At 65.4% G+C, this 17,837-nt stretch carries 18 protein-coding genes and 1 pseudogene; 10 read left to right on the top strand and 9 right to left on the bottom strand.

Annotated elements, in window-relative coordinates; translation table 11 throughout:
- Window positions 1-334: 334 nt before the first annotated feature.
- The 6 genes from dprA to ruvX all read right to left on the bottom strand — a co-directional run bounded on the left by dprA (window position 335) and on the right by ruvX (window position 5,864).
- Window positions 335-1,435 (bottom strand): DNA-processing protein DprA, encoded by a 1,101-nt coding sequence (gene dprA, locus IOC69_RS09640; protein ID WP_290543335.1) that lies wholly within the window; start codon window positions 1,433-1,435, stop codon window positions 335-337.
- A gap of 11 nt (window positions 1,436-1,446) precedes the next feature.
- Window positions 1,447-2,052, bottom strand: a complete 606-nt coding sequence (plsY, locus tag IOC69_RS09645) for a glycerol-3-phosphate 1-O-acyltransferase PlsY (RefSeq protein WP_290543336.1) — start codon at window positions 2,050-2,052, stop codon at window positions 1,447-1,449.
- Between the two features lie 75 nt (window positions 2,053-2,127).
- Window positions 2,128-3,444: a dihydroorotase gene (gene pyrC / locus IOC69_RS09650; protein ID WP_290543337.1), complete on the bottom strand. Its 1,317-nt coding sequence runs from the start codon at window positions 3,442-3,444 to the stop codon at window positions 2,128-2,130.
- Window positions 3,441-4,400 (bottom strand): aspartate carbamoyltransferase catalytic subunit, encoded by a 960-nt coding sequence (locus tag IOC69_RS09655; RefSeq protein ID WP_290543338.1) that lies wholly within the window; start codon window positions 4,398-4,400, stop codon window positions 3,441-3,443. Before IOC69_RS09655 ends, pyrC begins: the two co-directional genes overlap by 4 nt.
- 67 nt (window positions 4,401-4,467) lie before the next feature.
- Window positions 4,468-5,403 carry an AEC family transporter gene (locus tag IOC69_RS09660; RefSeq protein ID WP_290543339.1) on the bottom strand — a complete coding sequence of 312 codons (936 nt, stop codon included), beginning with the start codon at window positions 5,401-5,403 and terminating at the stop codon, window positions 4,468-4,470.
- Entirely contained in the window at window positions 5,400-5,864 is a 465-nt protein-coding gene (gene ruvX, locus IOC69_RS09665) for a Holliday junction resolvase RuvX (RefSeq protein WP_290543340.1), read from the bottom strand. The genes IOC69_RS09660 and ruvX overlap by 4 nt, the downstream gene beginning before the upstream one ends.
- A 225-nt stretch (window positions 5,865-6,089) precedes the next feature.
- Here ruvX and IOC69_RS09670 point away from each other — a divergent pair, with 225 nt between their 5' ends.
- From IOC69_RS09670 to IOC69_RS09690, 5 genes are all read left to right on the top strand, one after another.
- Window positions 6,090-6,788, top strand: coding sequence for a GNAT family protein (locus tag IOC69_RS09670; protein WP_290543341.1), 699 nt, complete (start codon window positions 6,090-6,092; stop codon window positions 6,786-6,788).
- A gap of 44 nt (window positions 6,789-6,832) precedes the next feature.
- On the top strand, window positions 6,833-7,120 hold the full coding sequence (gatC, locus tag IOC69_RS09675) for an Asp-tRNA(Asn)/Glu-tRNA(Gln) amidotransferase subunit GatC (RefSeq protein ID WP_290543342.1): 288 nt from the start codon (window positions 6,833-6,835) through the stop codon (window positions 7,118-7,120).
- A 71-nt stretch (window positions 7,121-7,191) separates the two neighbouring features.
- On the top strand, window positions 7,192-8,658 hold the full coding sequence (gene gatA, locus IOC69_RS09680; RefSeq protein WP_290543343.1) for an Asp-tRNA(Asn)/Glu-tRNA(Gln) amidotransferase subunit GatA: 1,467 nt from the start codon (window positions 7,192-7,194) through the stop codon (window positions 8,656-8,658).
- Window positions 8,659-8,795: 137 nt separating this feature from the next.
- Window positions 8,796-9,890 (top strand): aromatic ring-hydroxylating dioxygenase subunit alpha, encoded by a 1,095-nt coding sequence (locus tag IOC69_RS09685; protein WP_290543344.1) that lies wholly within the window; start codon window positions 8,796-8,798, stop codon window positions 9,888-9,890.
- Window positions 9,891-9,919: 29 nt separating this feature from the next.
- The gene (locus IOC69_RS09690) at window positions 9,920-10,792 is read left to right on the top strand and encodes a DMT family transporter (protein ID WP_290543345.1); all 873 of its coding nucleotides are present in this window, start codon (window positions 9,920-9,922) and stop codon (window positions 10,790-10,792) included.
- A 133-nt stretch (window positions 10,793-10,925) separates the two neighbouring features.
- Here IOC69_RS09690 and IOC69_RS09695 read toward each other — a convergent pair whose 3' ends face one another.
- Window positions 10,926-11,585, bottom strand: coding sequence for a peroxiredoxin (locus tag IOC69_RS09695; RefSeq protein ID WP_290543346.1), 660 nt, complete (start codon window positions 11,583-11,585; stop codon window positions 10,926-10,928).
- A 149-nt stretch (window positions 11,586-11,734) separates the two neighbouring features.
- Between IOC69_RS09695 and IOC69_RS09700 the strand changes: the two genes are divergently transcribed.
- Complete coding sequence (locus tag IOC69_RS09700) at window positions 11,735-12,124, top strand: hypothetical protein (RefSeq protein WP_290543347.1); 390 nt, start codon at window positions 11,735-11,737, stop codon at window positions 12,122-12,124.
- On the opposite strand, the gene IOC69_RS09705 is transcribed toward IOC69_RS09700, so the two are convergent.
- Complete coding sequence (locus IOC69_RS09705) at window positions 12,114-14,573, bottom strand: FAD-dependent oxidoreductase (protein WP_290543348.1); 2,460 nt, start codon at window positions 14,571-14,573, stop codon at window positions 12,114-12,116. The two genes, IOC69_RS09700 and IOC69_RS09705, sit on opposite strands and share 11 nt — an antisense overlap.
- A 182-nt stretch (window positions 14,574-14,755) precedes the next feature.
- Here IOC69_RS09705 and IOC69_RS09710 point away from each other — a divergent pair, with 182 nt between their 5' ends.
- Complete coding sequence (locus IOC69_RS09710) at window positions 14,756-15,157, top strand: rhodanese-like domain-containing protein (protein WP_290543349.1); 402 nt, start codon at window positions 14,756-14,758, stop codon at window positions 15,155-15,157.
- Between the two features lie 13 nt (window positions 15,158-15,170).
- Window positions 15,171-16,364, top strand: coding sequence for an O-succinylhomoserine sulfhydrylase (gene metZ / locus IOC69_RS09715; RefSeq protein WP_290543350.1), 1,194 nt, complete (start codon window positions 15,171-15,173; stop codon window positions 16,362-16,364).
- Between the two features lie 12 nt (window positions 16,365-16,376).
- On the opposite strand, the gene IOC69_RS09720 is transcribed toward metZ, so the two are convergent.
- On the bottom strand, window positions 16,377-16,793 hold the full coding sequence (locus IOC69_RS09720; RefSeq protein WP_290543351.1) for an Rrf2 family transcriptional regulator: 417 nt from the start codon (window positions 16,791-16,793) through the stop codon (window positions 16,377-16,379).
- A 126-nt stretch (window positions 16,794-16,919) separates the two neighbouring features.
- Here IOC69_RS09720 and IOC69_RS09725 point away from each other — a divergent pair, with 126 nt between their 5' ends.
- Both IOC69_RS09725 and IOC69_RS09730 read left to right on the top strand, forming a co-directional pair.
- Window positions 16,920-17,222 (top strand): septum formation initiator family protein, encoded by a 303-nt coding sequence (locus tag IOC69_RS09725; protein ID WP_290543352.1) that lies wholly within the window; start codon window positions 16,920-16,922, stop codon window positions 17,220-17,222.
- A gap of 184 nt (window positions 17,223-17,406) precedes the next feature.
- Window positions 17,407-17,837, top strand: a pseudogene (locus IOC69_RS09730) (thiamine pyrophosphate-dependent enzyme); the annotation flags it as partial.

Genomic DNA, 17,837 nt, shown 5'->3' on the forward strand with positions numbered 1-17,837 from the left:
CTAAAGCATCGGGCGTTCAACTGAAATCAGAATACCGTTTATGCTCCTCTTATGCCGTCATTCCGGCGAAGGCCGGAATCCCGCTTTGCGTCAGCACGCGTTGAAAGAAAGCTGGATTCCGGCCTTCGCCGGAATGACGGCCGGGAGGGAGCAAATTATGCGGACTGATCTCACTCGACTGCGCGCCTCTCTAGGATTTCCCTCCCCCTCGTGGGCAGGGCTATCGCATATGGGTTGCCTTCTCCCATCGCGTACCGCGACGGGAGAAGGGAAAACTGACATGGCACAAGACACGCCGCCGCCATATGCGATTCGCCTCCCCATCCGCGCCCTGTCAGGCCAGCGACACGCTGCCATCGGGGTGCCGCGTGATCCGGCCCGCGAGCGACAGTTCGAGGAGCAGGGCGGAGAGCGTGGCGGCATCGAGGCCGCTTTCGCGCGCCAGGTCATCGGTTTCGATGGGATTGGGGGAAAGCAGCTCAAGCACATGGCGCATGTCGGCGGCGTCCGGCTCGCGCAGCGGCAGCGGCGGCGGGTCCGGCTCGAAGAAGCTCATCTGCCGGGGGGCATTGCCGCCCAGCGCCCCGAGCACGTCCCGCGATGACATCAGCAATGTGGCGCCATCGCGGATCAGCCGGTTGGAGCCCTCGCAGCGCGGGTCCAATGGCGAGCCCGGCGCGGCGAAGACCTCGCGCCCCTGTTCGGCGGCAAAGCGCGCGGTGATGAGCGAGCCCGACCGCAGCGCCGCCTCCACCACGACCAGCGCGCGTGACAGTCCCGAGATGATGCGGTTGCGGCGGGGGAAGAAATCCGCCTTGGGCTCCGTGCCCGGAACCTGCTCCGAGACGATCGCCCCGTGCGCGCAGATCGCCGCATGCAGCGCCCCGTTCTCGGGCGGGTAGATGACGTCGAGGCCGCCCGCGACGACGGCGATGGTGCCGGTCTCGATGGCGGCCTCATGCGCCGCCGTGTCGATGCCCCGCGCGAGGCCGGAGACGATCACATGGCCTTCGGCCCCGATCTCATGCGCCAGCTGGCGGGTGAACTTGCGCGCCAGTGCCGAGGCGTTGCGCGCGCCGACGATGGCGATGCCGCTCTTCGCGAAAAGGCGCGTATCGCCCTTGACGCAGAGGACGGGCGGAGCGGTGTCCGCCGTGCGCAGCAGGGCCGGGTAGGCGGGCTCGATGCTGCACAGAAAGCGCGCGCCGATCCTCTCCGCATTTGCCATGGCGCGCTCGGCGGCCTCGCGGCTCCAGATGCGCGGCGGCCGCCTGAGCCCGCCCTTGCGCGTGAGATCGGGCAGCGCCTTGAGCGCCGCACCGGCGGTGTGGAACCGCGCGATCAGGGTCCTGAAGGTGGCCGGCCCGACGTTCTCGCTGCGGGACAGTATCAGCCAGTCGAGGCGCTCCTCGTCGCTGAGCGGGCCGGCGCCCATTCAAATCTCCATCATGCGGGCTTCGACTTTCCGATGCGCGGCTCCTCGCCCCTGAGGAGGCGCGCGATGTTGGCGCGGTGGGTGAGGAAGACCGCCGCCCCCATGATGACGGCCGGAAGGATCAGGTCGCCGCGCCCCAGCGCGTAAGCCGCGAAGGGCGACAGGACGCTCGCGGTCAACGCCGAAAGGGACGAGATGCGGAAGACGAGCGCCATGCCGATCCACACCCCAAGGAAGACCAGCCCCAGCGGCCAGAACAGCCCGAACAGCACGCCGATACTGGTGGCCACGCCCTTGCCGCCCCTGAAGCCCAGCCACACCGGAAAAAGATGCCCAAAGAAGGCGGCAAGCCCCCCGAGGATGCCGGCGTCTGGACCATAAAGCCAGCCCATCAGCGCGGCGGGCAAGGCGCCTTTCAGCGCATCGAGGAACAGCGTGAGGGCGGCGATCTTACGGTTGCCCGTGCGCAGCACATTGGTGGCGCCGATGTTGCCCGAGCCGATCGACCGGATATCGCCCAGCCCCGCCGCCCTGGTCAGCAGCAGCCCGAAGGGGATCGTGCCGCAGAGATAGCCGAACACCAGGGCAATCAACATTTCAAGGCCGGAGCCCATCATTCACCCATGCAGGTCAGGTTTGCTGTTGTGCCCCGCCCTTCCCGCGGGCGGGCGGGGGAAGGACAGGGGCAGCAGTCAGCCGCGAGCGTAGGCGAAGACGCTTTCGCCCGCAACGACGGTCTCCACCGCGCGGCCTTCCAGCGTGCGCCGCTCGAAGGGCGAGTTCTTGGCGCGCGAGCGCAGGCCCTCTTTCTCGACCGTCCAGGACAGGTGCCTGTCCAGCAGCGTGAAATCGGCCGGAGCGCCCGGCGCGAGGCGGCCGGTTTCGAGCCGCAGGATTTCCGCCGGCTTCGACGACATGGTCTCGACCAGCCGCGCCATCGGCACGCCGTCGTTGTGGTGGAGCCCCAGCGCGGCGGAGAGCATGGTCTCAAGCCCGATCGCGCCATAGGCGGCTTCCGCGAAGGGCAGGCGCTTGGTGTCGGCGCTGTGCGGGTCATGGCCGGAAACGATCACGTCGATGGCGCCGTCGCTCACCGCCTCGACGAGCGCCCGCCGGTCCTCCTCGGCGCGGAGCGGCGGCGAGAGTTTGAAGAAGGTGCGATAGGCGCCGATGTCATTCTCGTTGAGCACGAGATGGTGGATCGACACGCCGCAGGTGACGGGAAGCCCCCTCGCCTTGGCGGCGCGCATCACCTCCACCGCCTGACCGCTCGAAATCTGCGCGGCGTGATAGCGCGCACCCGTCATCTCGACAAGGCGCAGGTCGCGCTCCAGCATGATGACTTCGGCCATGGCCGGGTTGCCGGACAGGCCAAGGCGGCTCGCCGCCTCGCCCGCGTTCATCACGCCCGAGGCAAGCGTTGGCTCCTCCACATGCTGCACGACGGGCAGGTCGAAATCCCTGGCATAGGTCAGCGCGCGGCGGAACACATTGGCGTTGGCCACCGCCCTGGCCCCGTCCGTGATGGCCACGGCTCCGGCCTCCTTGAGAAGGCCGATCTCGGTTATCAGCTCGCCGTTGAGGCCCTTGGTGATCGCCGCCATCGGGGCGACGCGCACCGAGGCGGTGTCGCGCGCGCGCCTCAGGATGAAGTCGACGATCGCCGCATCGTCGATCACCGGCCGGGTGTTGGGCATGACGATCATGGTGGTGACGCCGCCTGCCGCCGCGGCCTCCGAGGCGCTGGCCAGCGTCTCGCGGTATTCGGCGCCGGGCTCGCCGGTGAACACCCGCATGTCGATGAGGCCGGGGATGAGGGTGAGGCCCCTGCAATCGGTGACCTGCGCGGAAGAGCCAAAGCTGTCCTTCGTCACCTTCGGCCCCACATCGAGGATCCAGCCATCCTCGATCAGGATTCCGCCCCTGCCGGCAAGTCCCTGGGCGGGCGCCACGATCTCGGCATTCAGGTAGGCGCGGCGGCGCGCGTTCTGGCGGGCAGGGGCGATCATGCGTTGCCTCCGCCGGGAAGATTGCGCGACAGCGCGTCCAGCACCGCCATGCGCACCGCGACGCCCATCTCCACTTGTTCGCGGATCACCGACTGCGCGCCGTCGGCCACATCCGAGTCGATTTCGATGCCGCGGTTCATCGGGCCGGGGTGCATGACAATGGCGCCGGGCCTGGCGAGTTTCAGCTTCCCAGCAGTGAGGCCAAAGAAGCGGTAGTATTCGCGGATCGACGGCACGAAGGCCCCCGTCATGCGTTCAAGCTGCAGGCGCAGCATCATCACCACGTCAGCACCCTTGAGGCCCGTCTCCATGCTGCGGTGAACCTCGACGCCGAAATTGGCGATGCCCGAAGGCAGCAGCGTCGAAGGCGCCACGACCCGCACATGGGCGCCCAGCTTGTTGAGCAGATGGATGTTGGAGCGGGCGACCCGCGAGTGCAGCACGTCGCCGCAGATCGCCACGATGAGGCCCTCGAAAGTCTTTTTGTGGCGGCGGATGGTCAGCGCGTCGAGCAGCGCCTGTGTGGGGTGCTCGTGCTGGCCGTCGCCCGCATTGATGACGGCGCAGGAGACCTTCTGCGCGAGGAGCTCCGCCGCGCCCGAGGACTGGTGGCGCACGACGAGGAAATCGGGCTGCATGGCGTTGATGGTCATCGCCGTGTCAAGCAGCGTCTCGCCCTTCGATACGGCGGAATTGGCGACCGCCATGTTCATGACGTCGGCGCCCAGACGCTTGCCGGCGATCTCGAAGGAGCTTTGCGTGCGGGTGGAGGCCTCGAAGAACAGGTTCACCTGTGTGCGGCCCTGAAGCACCAACTGCCGCTTGTCGGTCTGGCGGCTCACCTCGACATAGCGCTCGGCGAGATCGAGAAGGCGGATGGCTTCAAGGGAGGAGATATCCTCGATGGCCAGCAGGTGCTGGCGCCTGAGGAGCGGCGGGCGGGCTTCGCGTGTCATTAAAGCCGGGGGTGTAAGCCCTATTCGCTGCCCCCGCAAGCGCCATTTCCGGCCCGTGCACCGGGGCTTAACGGGCCACACCCGCCAGCCACAGGACCAGCGGAATTGTGACGGCAGCGGCGATCACCTGCATGGTCAGCATATTGGCCACCATCGGCGCATCGCCGCCCATCCTGCGGGCCAGAACATAGGCGCCGGACCCGGTCGGCACCGCCCCGCAGAGCAGCGCCACCGCGAAGGCCTCGCCATCAACCCCCATCAGCCACAGCGTTCCCGCCATGAGGGCTGGCATGCCGAGCAGCTTCAGCACAACCGCCAGGGCCACCGGCCGCCATTGGGTGAGCGCGGTCCCGATCCGCAGGCCCGCCCCCACGGTGAGCAGGGCGAGGCCCAGCGCGCCGCGCCCGATCATGTCCAGCACCTGCAGCGCCATGGCCGGAAGCTCCAGCCCCGACAATTGCCACGCCACGCCGCCCAGGGAGGAGACGACGAAGGGGTTCTTCAGGATCGACAGCAGCAGCGGCCCCGGCGGGACATGGGCCTCATGCGCGAAGCGGGCCAGGACGATGACGCAGAGGATGTTGAGCAAGGGCGTCATCGCCGCCGCGCCCACCGCGCCGAGCGGCAGCGCCTGCGCGCCGAAGGTGAGCGGGATGATGGCGAAGGCGATGAAGGTGTGCCAGCGCGCCGCCCCCTGGACGAGCGAGGTGAACTGCGGACCATTGATGCCGAGCCCCGCCATCAGCGGCCGGTTGAGCGCCACCAGCAGCCCGATCATCAGAAAGACCGAGACCGCCATGGCCCCCGCCATCCGCAGCACCGGCACGTGGGAGAAATCCGCCGCGGCGATCTCCTTGAATATGATCGCCGGGAACAGCACGAAATAGCAGACATGGTCCAGCCCCGCCCATTGCCCGGCCGAAATGACGCGCCCCCTCCCCAATGCAAAGCCCACGAGGATCACGATGAAGACGGGCAGGAGCGCGAGGAAGATCGTCGTCATCGGAGGGAGTCGAGCGCGGCCTGCAGAATCCATGCGGCGGCCAGCTTGTCGATCACCTCGCCACGCCTGGCGCGCGAGGCATCGGCCTCAATGAGCATGCGCTCAACCGCCGCCGTCGACAGCCGCTCATCCCAGAACACGATGGGGATGGGCGACAGCCTGCCGAAGTTCCGCGCGAAGGACCGCGTCGACTGGCAGCGCGGCCCCTCCGTGCCATCCATGTTGACGGGCAGCCCCAGCACGACAAGCCCGATGTTCTCGGCATTGGCGATGGCGATCAGCCGCTCCGCATCCGGCGTGAACTTTTTCCGCGCAATGGTCTCGACGGGCGTGGCGATCGTCCGGGTACGGTCACTGGTCGCCACCCCGATGGTCTTCGAGCCAAGGTCAAGCCCCATCAGCCGCTTGTCCGGCGGTATCGCGGCGATGGCCTGGCGGAGCGTGAGGTCAGTGGCGGGCATGGCGGAGGGTTTAGTGGATCTTGCCCCGCACGCAAGAACCACTGTTTATTCCGTCACCCCGGCGAAAGCCGGGGCCCCGCTTTGGGTCAGCAAGCGCGGTCAGAAAGCGGGGTCCCGGCTTTCGCCGGGATGACGTTCCTTTATGGATGGCAAACACCCCGAAATCCGCCACATTGCCATTCCCCTGACGGCGGAGGATACATCCCCATCCACAGGAGCCTCCCAATGAAGATCACCTACCACGGCCATTCGGCCAGCCCCATCGTGGACCCCTTGCCGCCGGGTTCGAAGCCTGACATGCGCCCGCTGCACGGCCGCTGGGTGCTGCTCGAACCCGTGTCGGCGGAGCGCCATGCCAGTGACCTCCATGCTTCGGTCAACGACAGCGACCCGGAGGGCCATGTCTGGACCTATCTCGGCTACGGTCCCTGGGCGGGCTTCGAACAGTTCGAAGCCTGGGTGAAGGAGCGGCAGGCCTCCCGCGACCCGTGGTTTTATGCCTTCATCAACCGCGCCACCGGCAGAGCCTGCGGCATGGGCGCCTTCATGCGCTGCGATGCCGCGAACGGGGTGATCGAGATCGGCCATATCTGGTTGTCGCCCGGCCTGCAGCAGACGCGGGAGGCAACAGAGGCCATCTTCCTGATGATCCGCCATTGCTTCGATGACCTGGGTGTCAGGCGGCTGGAATGGAAGTGCGACGCCCTGAATGCCCCCTCCCGCAAGGCGGCGGAGCGCTTCGGCTTCCATTTCGAGGGCGTCTTCCGCCAGCACATGATCGTCAAGGGCCGCAGCCGGGACACGGCCTGGTTTTCCATGCTGGACAAGGACTGGCCGCGCGTCCGGGCGGGTTTCGAGCGCTGGCTGCGCCCGGAAAACTTTGACGAAAAGGGCCGCCAGAAAGCCAGGTTGCAGGTGTCCTGAGCGGGTGCTATTCCGCGCCACGATCAGTTCAGGGGAATGGTGTCATGCCGGTCGATCAGAGCACCGTGAAGCGCGTGGCGCGTCTGGCGCGCCTCAGGGTGGAGGATGAGGACGTGCCGCGTCTTGCGGGCGAACTCAACGCCATCTTGGGCTTCATCGAGCAGCTGAACGAGGTGGACGTGTCTGGCGTCGAGCCCATGACATCGGTCGTCACCATGAAAATGAAGATGCGCAAGGACGAGGTGACGGACGGGCATTACCCTGCAAAGATCACCGCCAATGCTCCGGCACAGGAGGACTCCTTTTTCATGGTCCCCAGGGTGGTTGAGTGAACCGCCGCGGCGGCTCACTCAATCATCCCCCGGCTTGACCCGGGGAACTCCATAAGCATGAACGGATGAACATGACCAGCCTCACCGCCCTCACCATCGCCGCCGCGCGTGACGGCCTCCGGAACAAGCAGTTCACGGCACTCGAGCTGACAGAGGCCTATCTCGCCGCCATGGAGAAGGCCCGCGTGCTCAACGCCTATATCGTCGAGACGCCGGAAAAGGCGCGCGACATGGCGAAGGCCTCTGATGCCAGGCTCGCCGCGGGGCAGGGCGGCGCGCTTGAGGGCATTCCGCTCGGCATCAAGGACCTCTTCGCCACGGAAGGCATCCACACCCAGGCCTGCAGCCACGTGCTTGACGGCTTCAGGCCGCCTTATGAATCCACCGTCACCGCCAATCTGTGGCGTGACGGCGCGGTGATGCTCGGCAAGCTCAACATGGATGAGTTCGCCATGGGCTCCTCCAACGAGACGAGCCATTACGGCAACGTCATCAACCCATGGAAGCGGACCAACTCCAACGCGGCCCTCGTTCCCGGCGGCTCGTCGGGCGGTTCGGCGGCGGCTGTGGCGGCGCATATCTGCGCCGCCGCAACGGCAACGGATACCGGCGGCTCAATCCGCCAGCCAGCGGCCTTCACCGGAACGGTGGGCATCAAGCCCACCTATGGCCGCTGCTCGCGCTGGGGCATCGTCGCCTTCGCCTCCTCGCTCGATCAGGCCGGCCCCATCGCGCGTGACGTGCGCGATGCGGCGATTATGCTGAAGTCGATGGCAAGCGTTGACCCCAAGGATACGACCTCCGTCGATCTTCCCGTGCCCGATTACGAGGCCGCCATCGGCCGCCCCATCCGGGGCCTGCGCGTCGGCATTCCAAGGCAATACCGCGTCGACGGCATGCCCGCCGAAATCGATGCGCTGTGGAGCAGGGGCGCGGAGTGGCTGAAGGCTGAAGGCGCCACGATCGTCGAGATTTCGCTCCCCCACACCAAATATGCGCTGCCCGCCTATTACATCGTGGCCCCGGCGGAAGCCTCCTCCAACCTGGCGCGCTATGACGGCGTGCGCTACGGCCTCCGCGTGCCCGGCGGCGACATCGCCGGCATGTACGAGAATTCCCGCGCCGCGGGCTTCGGCCGCGAGGTGCAGCGCCGCATCCTCATCGGAACCTATGTGCTCTCGGCGGGCTATTATGACGCCTATTACGTCCGCGCCCAGAAGGTCCGCACACTGATCAAGCAGGACTTCGACAGGGCCTGGGACAAGGTGGACGTGGTGCTGACGCCCGCCACGCCAAGCCCCGCCTTCGCGCCGGGCGAGATCACCGATCCCGTTCAGATGTACCTGAACGACATCTTCACCGTCACGGTCAACATGGCGGGCCTCCCCGGCATCTCGGTCCCCGCCGGCCTCTCCGCCGAAGGCCTGCCGCTCGGCCTTCAGCTCATCGGCAAACCCTTCGGCGAGGAAACCCTGTTCCAGACAGCAGCCGCCATCGAACAGGCGGCGGGCGGCTACACGGCAAGGCAGTGGTGGTGAGCCAAGGTCACGCCCCGTCGTATAGGAAGCGCGCCGCGGCGGAACGCGCCTCCATCACATAAACGGGGAACGCAATCCGTTGACATTGTGGATGATTTGACCTAACGTAAGATACATTTAAGCTTAGAGGTGGTCCGATGTCGTCTCCTTCGTCTTTGAGCTTCGTGCGGACACTGCCTGCCGGGGCCTATTCATCTCCTGATCGGTATGACCTGGAATTCCGCACAATCTTCCGGCGCGAGTGGCTTTACGCGCTGCATGTGTCGCAGCTGCCCGAACCGGGCAGCTACCAGACCTTCGACGTGGGACCGGTGCCGCTGCTTATCGTGCGTGGCAGCGATCAGGTGATCCGCGCCTTTTATAATGTCTGCGTGCACCGCGGCCATGTTCTGGCGGTGGGCGCGGGCAGGGTTAACCAGTTCACCTGTTCATATCATGCCTGGACCTATCGCACGGATGGCGTGTTGCGGGCGGTGCCGGGTCTCGGCAGCGGACAGTTCCCCTGCGGTCATGATGGGCTGCGCCCGGTCGAGGTGATCGTCCGGCACGGTTTTGTATTTGTGCGGATCGAAGCGGGGCCGGACAATTTCGACGAACGTTTCGGCGGCTTCCTGGCGGAGCTTGAGGCGAAGTCCCCCGCCCTCGACAGGCTGCGCTTCGCAAGGCGATTCACGGCGGAGGTCGCCGGAAACTGGAAGGTGATGGTCGAGAACTATCTCGAGTGCTATCACTGCACTCCGACCCACCCGGCCCTCGCCGATCTGATGTGCATCCCCGCCTTCGAGGTCTTGCAATCAGCGTTCTACGTGTCGACGCGTGCGCCGGCGCTGCGGCCGGACAATGCCGCCTACCGCTATACGCCGCATGAGGGCATGCAGACGGAGTTTTCCGGCTGGGGCCTGTGGCCCAACCTCACCTTCAACATTTTCCCCGGCCAGCAGAACCTTCTCGTCTTCCACATGTTGCCGGTCTCGGCCGAGCGCACGATTGGCTATTGCGACTACTTCTTTGTCGATGGCGCGGTCGATGCCGAAGCGCAGGCGCTTATGGACTGGGAAGGAAACGTGCTGGAGCGCGAAGACAATGAGCTGATCGTGGCGGCGCACAAGGGCCTGAAGTCCGGCGCTCTGGAGCATGGGGTGTTCGTGGTCAACCCGGCGCATCCGGCCCTCACCGAGGGTCCGCTTGCCCACTTCAATAGCCTCGTCGCCCGCGCTGTCGGTGCCGGATGAGTCCGGCGGCGGGGCAGCACGTCACGGGCGTGGCAGCTGCCTCCCTTGCCGCTTTGTGTTGGGCCAGCGCCACGGTGCTCTCCAAGGCAGCGCTCCAGAACACCTCTCCCGTGCTGCTGCTCACCCTGCAGCTGATGGTGAGCAACGTGCTGTTGTGGGGCGTTATCCTCGTCCTGCGCCGCAGGCTGCCGCAACGTCGTGCGGCCGGCCGCATCGCGCTGCTGGGGCTCCTGGAGCCGGGTCTCGCCTATCTTCTCGGCCTCATCGGGCTAGTCAGCGTGGGAGCAGGGGTGGCCACGCTCATCCAGGCCAGCGAGGCGATCATGATCCTGGTGCTCGCGGCAATCCTGCTGGCGCAGCCTTTGCGGATGCCGGTCGTAGTGTCGTCGCTCGTCGCGCTGGCGGGCCTCGCCATGGCCCTCGGACTCTTCGACTCCGGCACCGGGGAGAATGATCCGACCGGCGTCACCCTCATTTTCGTCGCGACCGCCGCTGCTGCCGTTTATGTGACGCTCAGCGCCCGCATTGCCGCCGATCACGACACGCTGGTGATCGTGGGCTTGCAGCAGCTCTCGGCCCTGGTGCTGGCGCTGGCGGCTCTACCGGCGGATGCGCTGCTCTTTGGGGGGCTGGCATGGCCATCGGCGGGTGGCGAGTGGACGGTGGTCATCATCTCGGGCATGTTGCAATATGCGGTGGCCTTCTCCCTTTACATGTATGCTCTGGCGAGGATCTCGGCAGGGCTGGCGGGGAGTTGCCTCAATCTCACCCCTGTGTTCGGGCTGGTGCTGGCATTTTTGCTGCTGGGCGAGATGCTCACGGGCCTGCAGCTTCTCGGCGCGGTGATCACCATTCTCGCGGTAGGCTACATTCACCTGCGAGCCGGGGCGGTACAGCACTGACGCGCACTTTCATGGGTCCGCGCCCCTGCCCGGCGCGACACGACAACGCGCTTGTGCGGTAACAGGAATGCCCGGACCAGCCGGGCATTTTGAGATCGTGCTGCGGGCCGCGGGCGCCGCAGGGGCTCAGCCCTTACTTCGGCTGCGGCACCACGCGCAGATAGGGCTTCAGCGTCTTCCAGCCGCCGGGGAACTTCTCCTTGGCGGCCTCGTCCGAGACCGACGCGAGGATGATCACGTCCTCGCCCTGCTTCCAGTCGGCAGGCGTGGCCACCGATTTCGTGGCGGTGAGCTGGAGGGAGTCCACCACGCGCACGATTTCGTTGAAGTTGCGGCCCGTGCTCATCGGATAGGCCGCGATGAACTTAATCTTCTTGTCCGGCCCGATGACGAACACATTGCGCACGGTCGCGTTGTCCGCCGCCGTGCGGCCCCTGGCGTTGCCGGACGCGTTGGGGTGGATCATGCCATAGAGCTTGGCGACCGCGAGGTCCTCGTCGCCGATCATCGGATAATTCACCGTGGCGCCGGTCACGTCCTTGATGTCATCCTTCCAGCGCTTGTGGTCCTCGACAGAGTCGACCGAGATGCCGATCAGCTTCACGCCGCGCCTGTCGAAGTCATGCTTCATCTTCGCAACCGAGCCCAGCTCGGTCGTGCACACGGGGGTGAAGTCCTTGGGGTGGGAGAAGAACACCACCCAGCTGCCGTCGATATAATCATGGAACTTCAGCCGGCCTTCCGTGGTGTTGGCCTCGAAGTCCGGAGCGGGATCGCCGATTTGCAGGGTCATCTGAGTCTGCCTCCATGTTCTTGCTGCGGGGAATATAGACCAGACGGTGTTCTTTTTAAAGAACATTTTGTCCGGCGCGCCGTTCAACCCGACTTTGCGGGAATCGCGGAACTTGGGCTAGCAAGGGAAACCACCGGAGAACCGCCGCCATGAACCATATCACTGCCTTCCCCGCCCTCGCCATTGTCATCGCGGCCTATCTGCTGCTGGCCGCGGGCGGCGGCATGATGCTTGACGGCGATGCCTATTCGATGACGCTCATGTCCGGAACGGAGATGACATTGCGGGGAGAGGACTTCTTCGTGATCGCGGGCCTCGTTGCGCTGTTTTTCGAAATGCTGAAGCTGGCGTTCGGAGCCCGGATTTCGACGCTTCATCATATCCTGGCGATTGTCACCTTCATCATCGCCTCGAACTGTTTTGTCCTGCTCGGCGATGCCGGCACGCCAAGTTTCCTGATGCTTGTCATCATGTCGCTGATCGTCGTGCTCGCCAATGGCATGACGCCGTTGCGCAATGCCAAGGCCCTCACGCCTTGATGCGTTCGCCCCTGGGGTCATGGAAGGCCTGAAACTGCACGCGCGCGGGATGGCGCTTCCAGGCGAGTTCCACCTCCCATGTGCCGCTCTCGATCCACTCCCTGGTCACGCCATCCTTGTTGTGGATGTAGCCCAGCCCCAGCGACAGGTTCACGCGGTGACCCCACGCGCCCGAGGTGGTGGAGCCGACGATCACGCCGTTCCGGTAGATCGGCTCCTCGTGATAGATCATCGGGGCATTTTCCGAATTGTCCTCCAGCGCCAGGCAGACGAACCGCTTCGGGAGCACGGGCAGGGCCTTCTGCTTCAGCAGAGCCTCGCGCCCGATGAAGCCGCCCGGTTTGTCCCAGGCGACCGCGAAGCCGAGACCTGCTTCCAGCGGCGTATCCTCATCCGCAATGTCATGGCCCCAGTGGCGATAGGCCTTCTCGGTGCGGCAGTTGTTCATGGTGTGCATGCCCGCGGGCGTGAGGCCGAACTCCTTGCCCGCCGCCTGCAGCACCTCGAACACATGCGCGGTGAACTCGGTGGGAATATAGAGCTCCCAGCCCAGCTCGCCCACATAGGTGATGCGGCTCGCCCGCACGCGGGCATAGCCCACCTCGATTTCGCGCGACGTACCGAAGGGGAAACCGGCGTTCGAGAGGTCCGCGCCCGACACCTTCTCGAGCAGCGCGCGCGACTTTGGCCCCATGATGGCGATCATCGGCAGGCCGGACGTGATGTCGGTGGCCACGCAATGGGCGTCCGGCGGGGTGTGCCGTTTCAGCCACGCCATGTCGCGCGTCTGGGGTGCGGCACCCGTCACGACGAGGAATTTGTTCTCCTCCAGCCGCGTGACCGTCAAATCCGCCTCGATGCCGCCGCGCCCGTTCAGCCACTGGGTATAGACGATGCGGCCCGGCTCCACGTCGACATTCGCCGCGGAGACGCGGTTCAGCACCTTCGCCGCATCGCGGCCCTCGACGGAGTATTTGGCGAAGCTCGACTGGTCGAAGAAGGCGCAGTTGGTCATCAGCTGCTTGGCTTCGTAGTCCGCACAGGGAAACCAGTTCTGACGGCCATAGGAATATTCATACGCAGGCGTCACGCCGTCGCGGGCATACCAGTTGGGGCGCTCCCAGCCATTCACCTCGCCGAAGACAGCACCCAGTTCCTTCTCGTAAGCGTGGAGCGGCGAACGGCGCACGCCGCGCGCCGTCTCCGCCTGGCGGTAGGGCCAGTGCATGGCATAGAGCAGGCCTAAGCTCTCCGACACGCGCTCGCGCAGGTAGGATTTCACCGACTGGAACGGGTGGATGCGGCGGATGTCCATGCCGGTCACATCCATCGGCGGATGGCCGTTCTTGATCCACCGGGAAAGGACAAGGCCCGCACCGCCCGAGGACTGGATGCCGATCGAGTTGAAGCCCGCCGCCACATAGACGTTCCTCACCTCCGGCGCTTCGCCCAGATAGTATTTGACGTCCGGCGTGAAGCTCTCCGGCCCGTTGAAGAACAGCTGGATGCCCGCGGTTTCCAGCAGCGGCACGCGGTTGATGGCATGGCTGAGGATCGGCTCGAAATGGTCCATGTCCTCGGGCAGCGTCACGAAGGCGTGTTCCTCGTCAATGCCGCCGCCGCCCCAGGGCTTGGCCCTGGGCTCGAAGGCGCCGACCATCAGCTTGCCGGCATCCTCCTTGTAATAGGTGCACTCGTCGGGCACGCGGACGACCGGCATGTTGCGGGGAAGCTCCGCGATCGGCTCCGACACGATATAGAAATGCTCGCAGGCATGGAGCGGAATGTTGACTCCGATGGAGCGGCCAAGCTCGCGCGACCACATGCCCGACGCCACCACCACCTTGTCGGCCATGATCGTGCCGTCAGCGGTCTCAACGCCATAGGCCGCACGGTCCCTGGTGAGGATCCGCGTCACCTTCACATTCTCGAAAATCGTCGCGCCGCGCGAGCGCGCGCCCTGCGCCAGCGCCTGGGTGACATCGATGGGGTTCACCTGTCCGTCCCTGGGCAGGAACACGCCGCCCTTGACGTTCTCCATATTGTAATGCGGCAGCCGCTCGTGGATTTCGCCCGTCGAGATCACCTGCACGTCGAGCCCGAAATTCTTCGCCATGGAGGCGCCGCGCATCAGCTCCTCCAGCCGCCCGTCGGTCAGGGCCACGGAGATCGATCCGTTCTGCTTGAAGCCGGTGGCCTGTCCGGTTTCCTTCTCCAGCCCCTCGAACAGCGTGGTCGTGTATTTCGCGAGTTCGGTGAGGTTGCGCGTCGCCCGCAGCTGGCCCACGAGGCCCGCCGCATGCCACGTCGTGCCGGAGGTCAGCTGCTTGCGCTCCAGCAGCACCACGTCGGTGATCCCCTCCTTCGTCAGATGATAAGCGATCGAACAACCGACGATGCCGCCGCCGATGATCACGACGTCGGCACGGGCGGGCAGGGACTTGGACATGGAAGAAAAGCTCCGGATCAAATGGTGAATTCTTCTAACAGGCCGGACCCCCGATCCGGAAGCGCCAAACCGCCTCACGGGAACGGGCCAGCCCTTCACCCCTGGCCGGCCCGGCGGCCAAATTCCTTTGCAGGGGGTATCGGTTTGGACTAAATCGTTCGAAACAACGAACGGATCGTTCCATGCATCAGGGTGACATTTCGCCTGCCGAGGCCTATCAGCGGCTCCAGAACAACCCGGCCGCCGTGCTCATTGACGTGCGCACCCAGCCCGAATGGGTGTTCGTCGGCGTGCCGGCGGTCGAGCGGCTGATCCGCCTGTCCTGGCAGGTGTTTCCCTCCATGCAGGTCAACGGCAATTTCGTTGCCGAGGTGGCGCAGATGGGGCTTCCGAAGGACGCCGAGATCCTCTGCATCTGCCGGTCCGGCGCGCGCTCGGCCTCGGCCGCCTCGGCGCTGACGCAGGCGGGTTATTCCAATGCCTGGAACGTGGCCGAGGGCTTCGAGGGCGACAAGGATGGTTCGGGCCATCGCGGCACGCTCGGCGGCTGGAAGGCCGCCGGGCTCCCATGGGTCCAAAGCTAGCAAGGCGAGGCTGATGAAGAAGCACAAGTCTGATCCGCGTGATTGGGGCGATGCCACCAAGCTGGTGCGCGGCGGCCTGCATCGAACGGAGCATGGCGAAACCTCGGAAGCGCTCTTCCTCAATTCGGGCTTTGTCTATGACGAGCCGGAAACCGCCGAGCGCCGCTTCGCCGGTGAGGATGACGGCTATGTCTATGGCCGCTATGGCAACCCCACCGTCTCGATGTTCGAGGAGCGCCTGGCGCTGCTCGAAGGGGCGGAGGCCTGCTACGCGCTGGCGTCGGGCATGTCGGCCGTGTTCGGCGCACTCGCCTGCCAGATCAAGGCGGGCGATCATCTCGTGGCGTCCAAGGCTTTGTTCGGCTCCTGTTATCAGGTGGTCACCGCGATCCTGCCGCGCTTCGGCATCAAGACCACGCTGGTGGACGGCGGCGACCTCACCGCCTGGAGGCAGGCCATCACCTCCGAGACGAAGTGTGTCTTTCTCGAAACCCCGTCGAACCCGACGCTGGAGGTGCTGGACCTCGAAGCCGTCTGCGGCATCGCCAGGGCGAAGGGCGCCACTGTGGTGGTGGACAACATCTTCGCCACCCCCATCCTGCAGCGCCCTCTCAATTACGGCGCGGACGTCATCGTCTATTCGGGCACCAAGCACATGGACGGGCAGGGCCGCGTGCTGGGCGGCGCCATTCTGTCGACGAAGGCCTTCAAGGAACAGCTTTTGAAGCCCTTCCTGCGCCACACCGGCCCGTCGATTTCGCCCTTCAACGCCTGGGTGCTGCTGAAGGGCCTTGAGACGCTGAAGCTCCGCGTCGAGGCGCAGAGTCATTCGGCGCGCAAGGTGGCGGAGGCGCTGCAAGCCATGAAGGGTGTGGCCCGCGTGCTCTATCCCCATCTCGACTCGCACCCGCAGGCGGCGCTGTGCCGCAAGCAGATGAAGCTCGGCGGCACCATGGTCACCTTCGAAGTGGACGGCGGCAAGGCGAAGGCCTTCGACGTGCTGCGGCGCCTGGGGATCATCGACATCTCCAACAATCTGGGCGACGCCAAATCGCTGATGACGCATCCGGCCTCCACCACCCACCGCAACATCGGGCCTGAGGCCCGCGCCATGATGGGCATCACGGACGGCATGGTGCGCCTGTCAGTGGGGCTTGAGGACACGGACGACCTGATCTCCGATCTCATCCAGGCCATCGCCGCCTGATCGGGCCGCCCGTCAGACGATGGCGAGGGCGACGTCGCGGATTGACGTTCTGGCGAGGGAGGAATGCAGCGCGCATTCCGCTGCCCGCAACGGTCCGGACAGCACCTTGCCCAGTTGCGCCGCCACGGGGCAGCACGAACGCGGGTCCGTCTTGTGCATACGGAAGACGTTTTCGTCCTCCACCGCGAAATAGACGTCCGCCAGGGTGATCCCGGCCGGGTCCTTGCTCAGCTCGAAGCCGCCCGCGCGGCCCGCCACCGACTTCACCAGATGCGCCCTCTCAAGCTCGCCCATCAGCCGGCGGATCACCACCGGGTTGGTGTGCACGCTCTCCGCCACGGCAGCCGAACATACGGGGCCCTTGCCCTGAAACCGGGCTAGCACGCTCATGGCGTGGACGGCGACGATGAAACGGCTGCTGCTCAGCATAACGGTAACTCCTGGAGTTACATCGGCCCGGTAACCGCAAAGTTCAAGCGAATAAATCGCGGCATGCTGGGAGGTTTGTTAACCGAGTCCGCGGAATCCTGCGGGAGCAATCAAAGGGTTTGGCCAATGCGCCGCTTCGACTTTGTCGTCACCTGCGTCTGCTCGGCGCTGCTTGGCTATTTCGGCTGGCAGGCCTACGAAGGGCCCCGCGGATTTCCCCACCGTGACAGTCTCGAGTTGAAGGTCGCCTCCCTCAAAAGCAAATATGAGGGCCTCCAGAACCAGCGCGGGAAGCTGGAAAGCAAGGTGTCGCTGCTGCGCCCTGAGAGCATCGACCCCGATCTCCTCGACGAACTGGCCCGCGGCAACCTGGAGCTCGCCAGGCCCAGCGATGTGGTGGCCTTCACGCGGCGGCAAATCTCCGAGTGAAATCCGAAGCGTAAACCAAAATCCGGTTAATTCGCGAAACGGCCTGCTTTCTCAAATGTTTAATGCTATGAAATTCAAATAGTCATGGCTGGAGGAAGCATTCATGGCGGTCAGATCGGCCTATGTCTCGAAGAAATCGCCCAAGGGTGACAAGCCCAACCTCACCAACAGCGGCTTCACGACGGAAGAGGAGCTCTTCGCCTATCGCGAGATGCTGCTGATCCGCCGCTTCGAGGAGAAGGCGGGCCAGCTCTATGGCATGGGGTTCATCGGCGGCTTCTGCCACCTCTATATCGGCCAGGAAGCGGTGGTCGTGGGCGTGGAAATGGCCCAGAAGGAGGGCGACCAGGTCATCACCTCCTACCGCGACCATGGCCATATGCTGGCCGCCGGCATGGACCCCAAGGGCGTCATGGCCGAACTCACCGGCCGCCGGGGCGGGCTGTCCAAGGGCAAGGGCGGCTCCATGCACATGTTCAGCAAGGAGAGGCAGTTCTACGGCGGCCACGGCATCGTCGGCGCGCAGGTTCCGTTGGGGACGGGCCTCGCCTTCGCCTACAAATACCGCGGCCTGCAGAACGTCTCGCTGACCTACATGGGCGACGGCGCCGTCAA

The sequence above is a fragment of the Aestuariivirga sp. genome (genome assembly GCF_020252405.1).
Classification (GTDB): Bacteria; Pseudomonadota; Alphaproteobacteria; order Rhizobiales; family Aestuariivirgaceae; genus Aestuariivirga.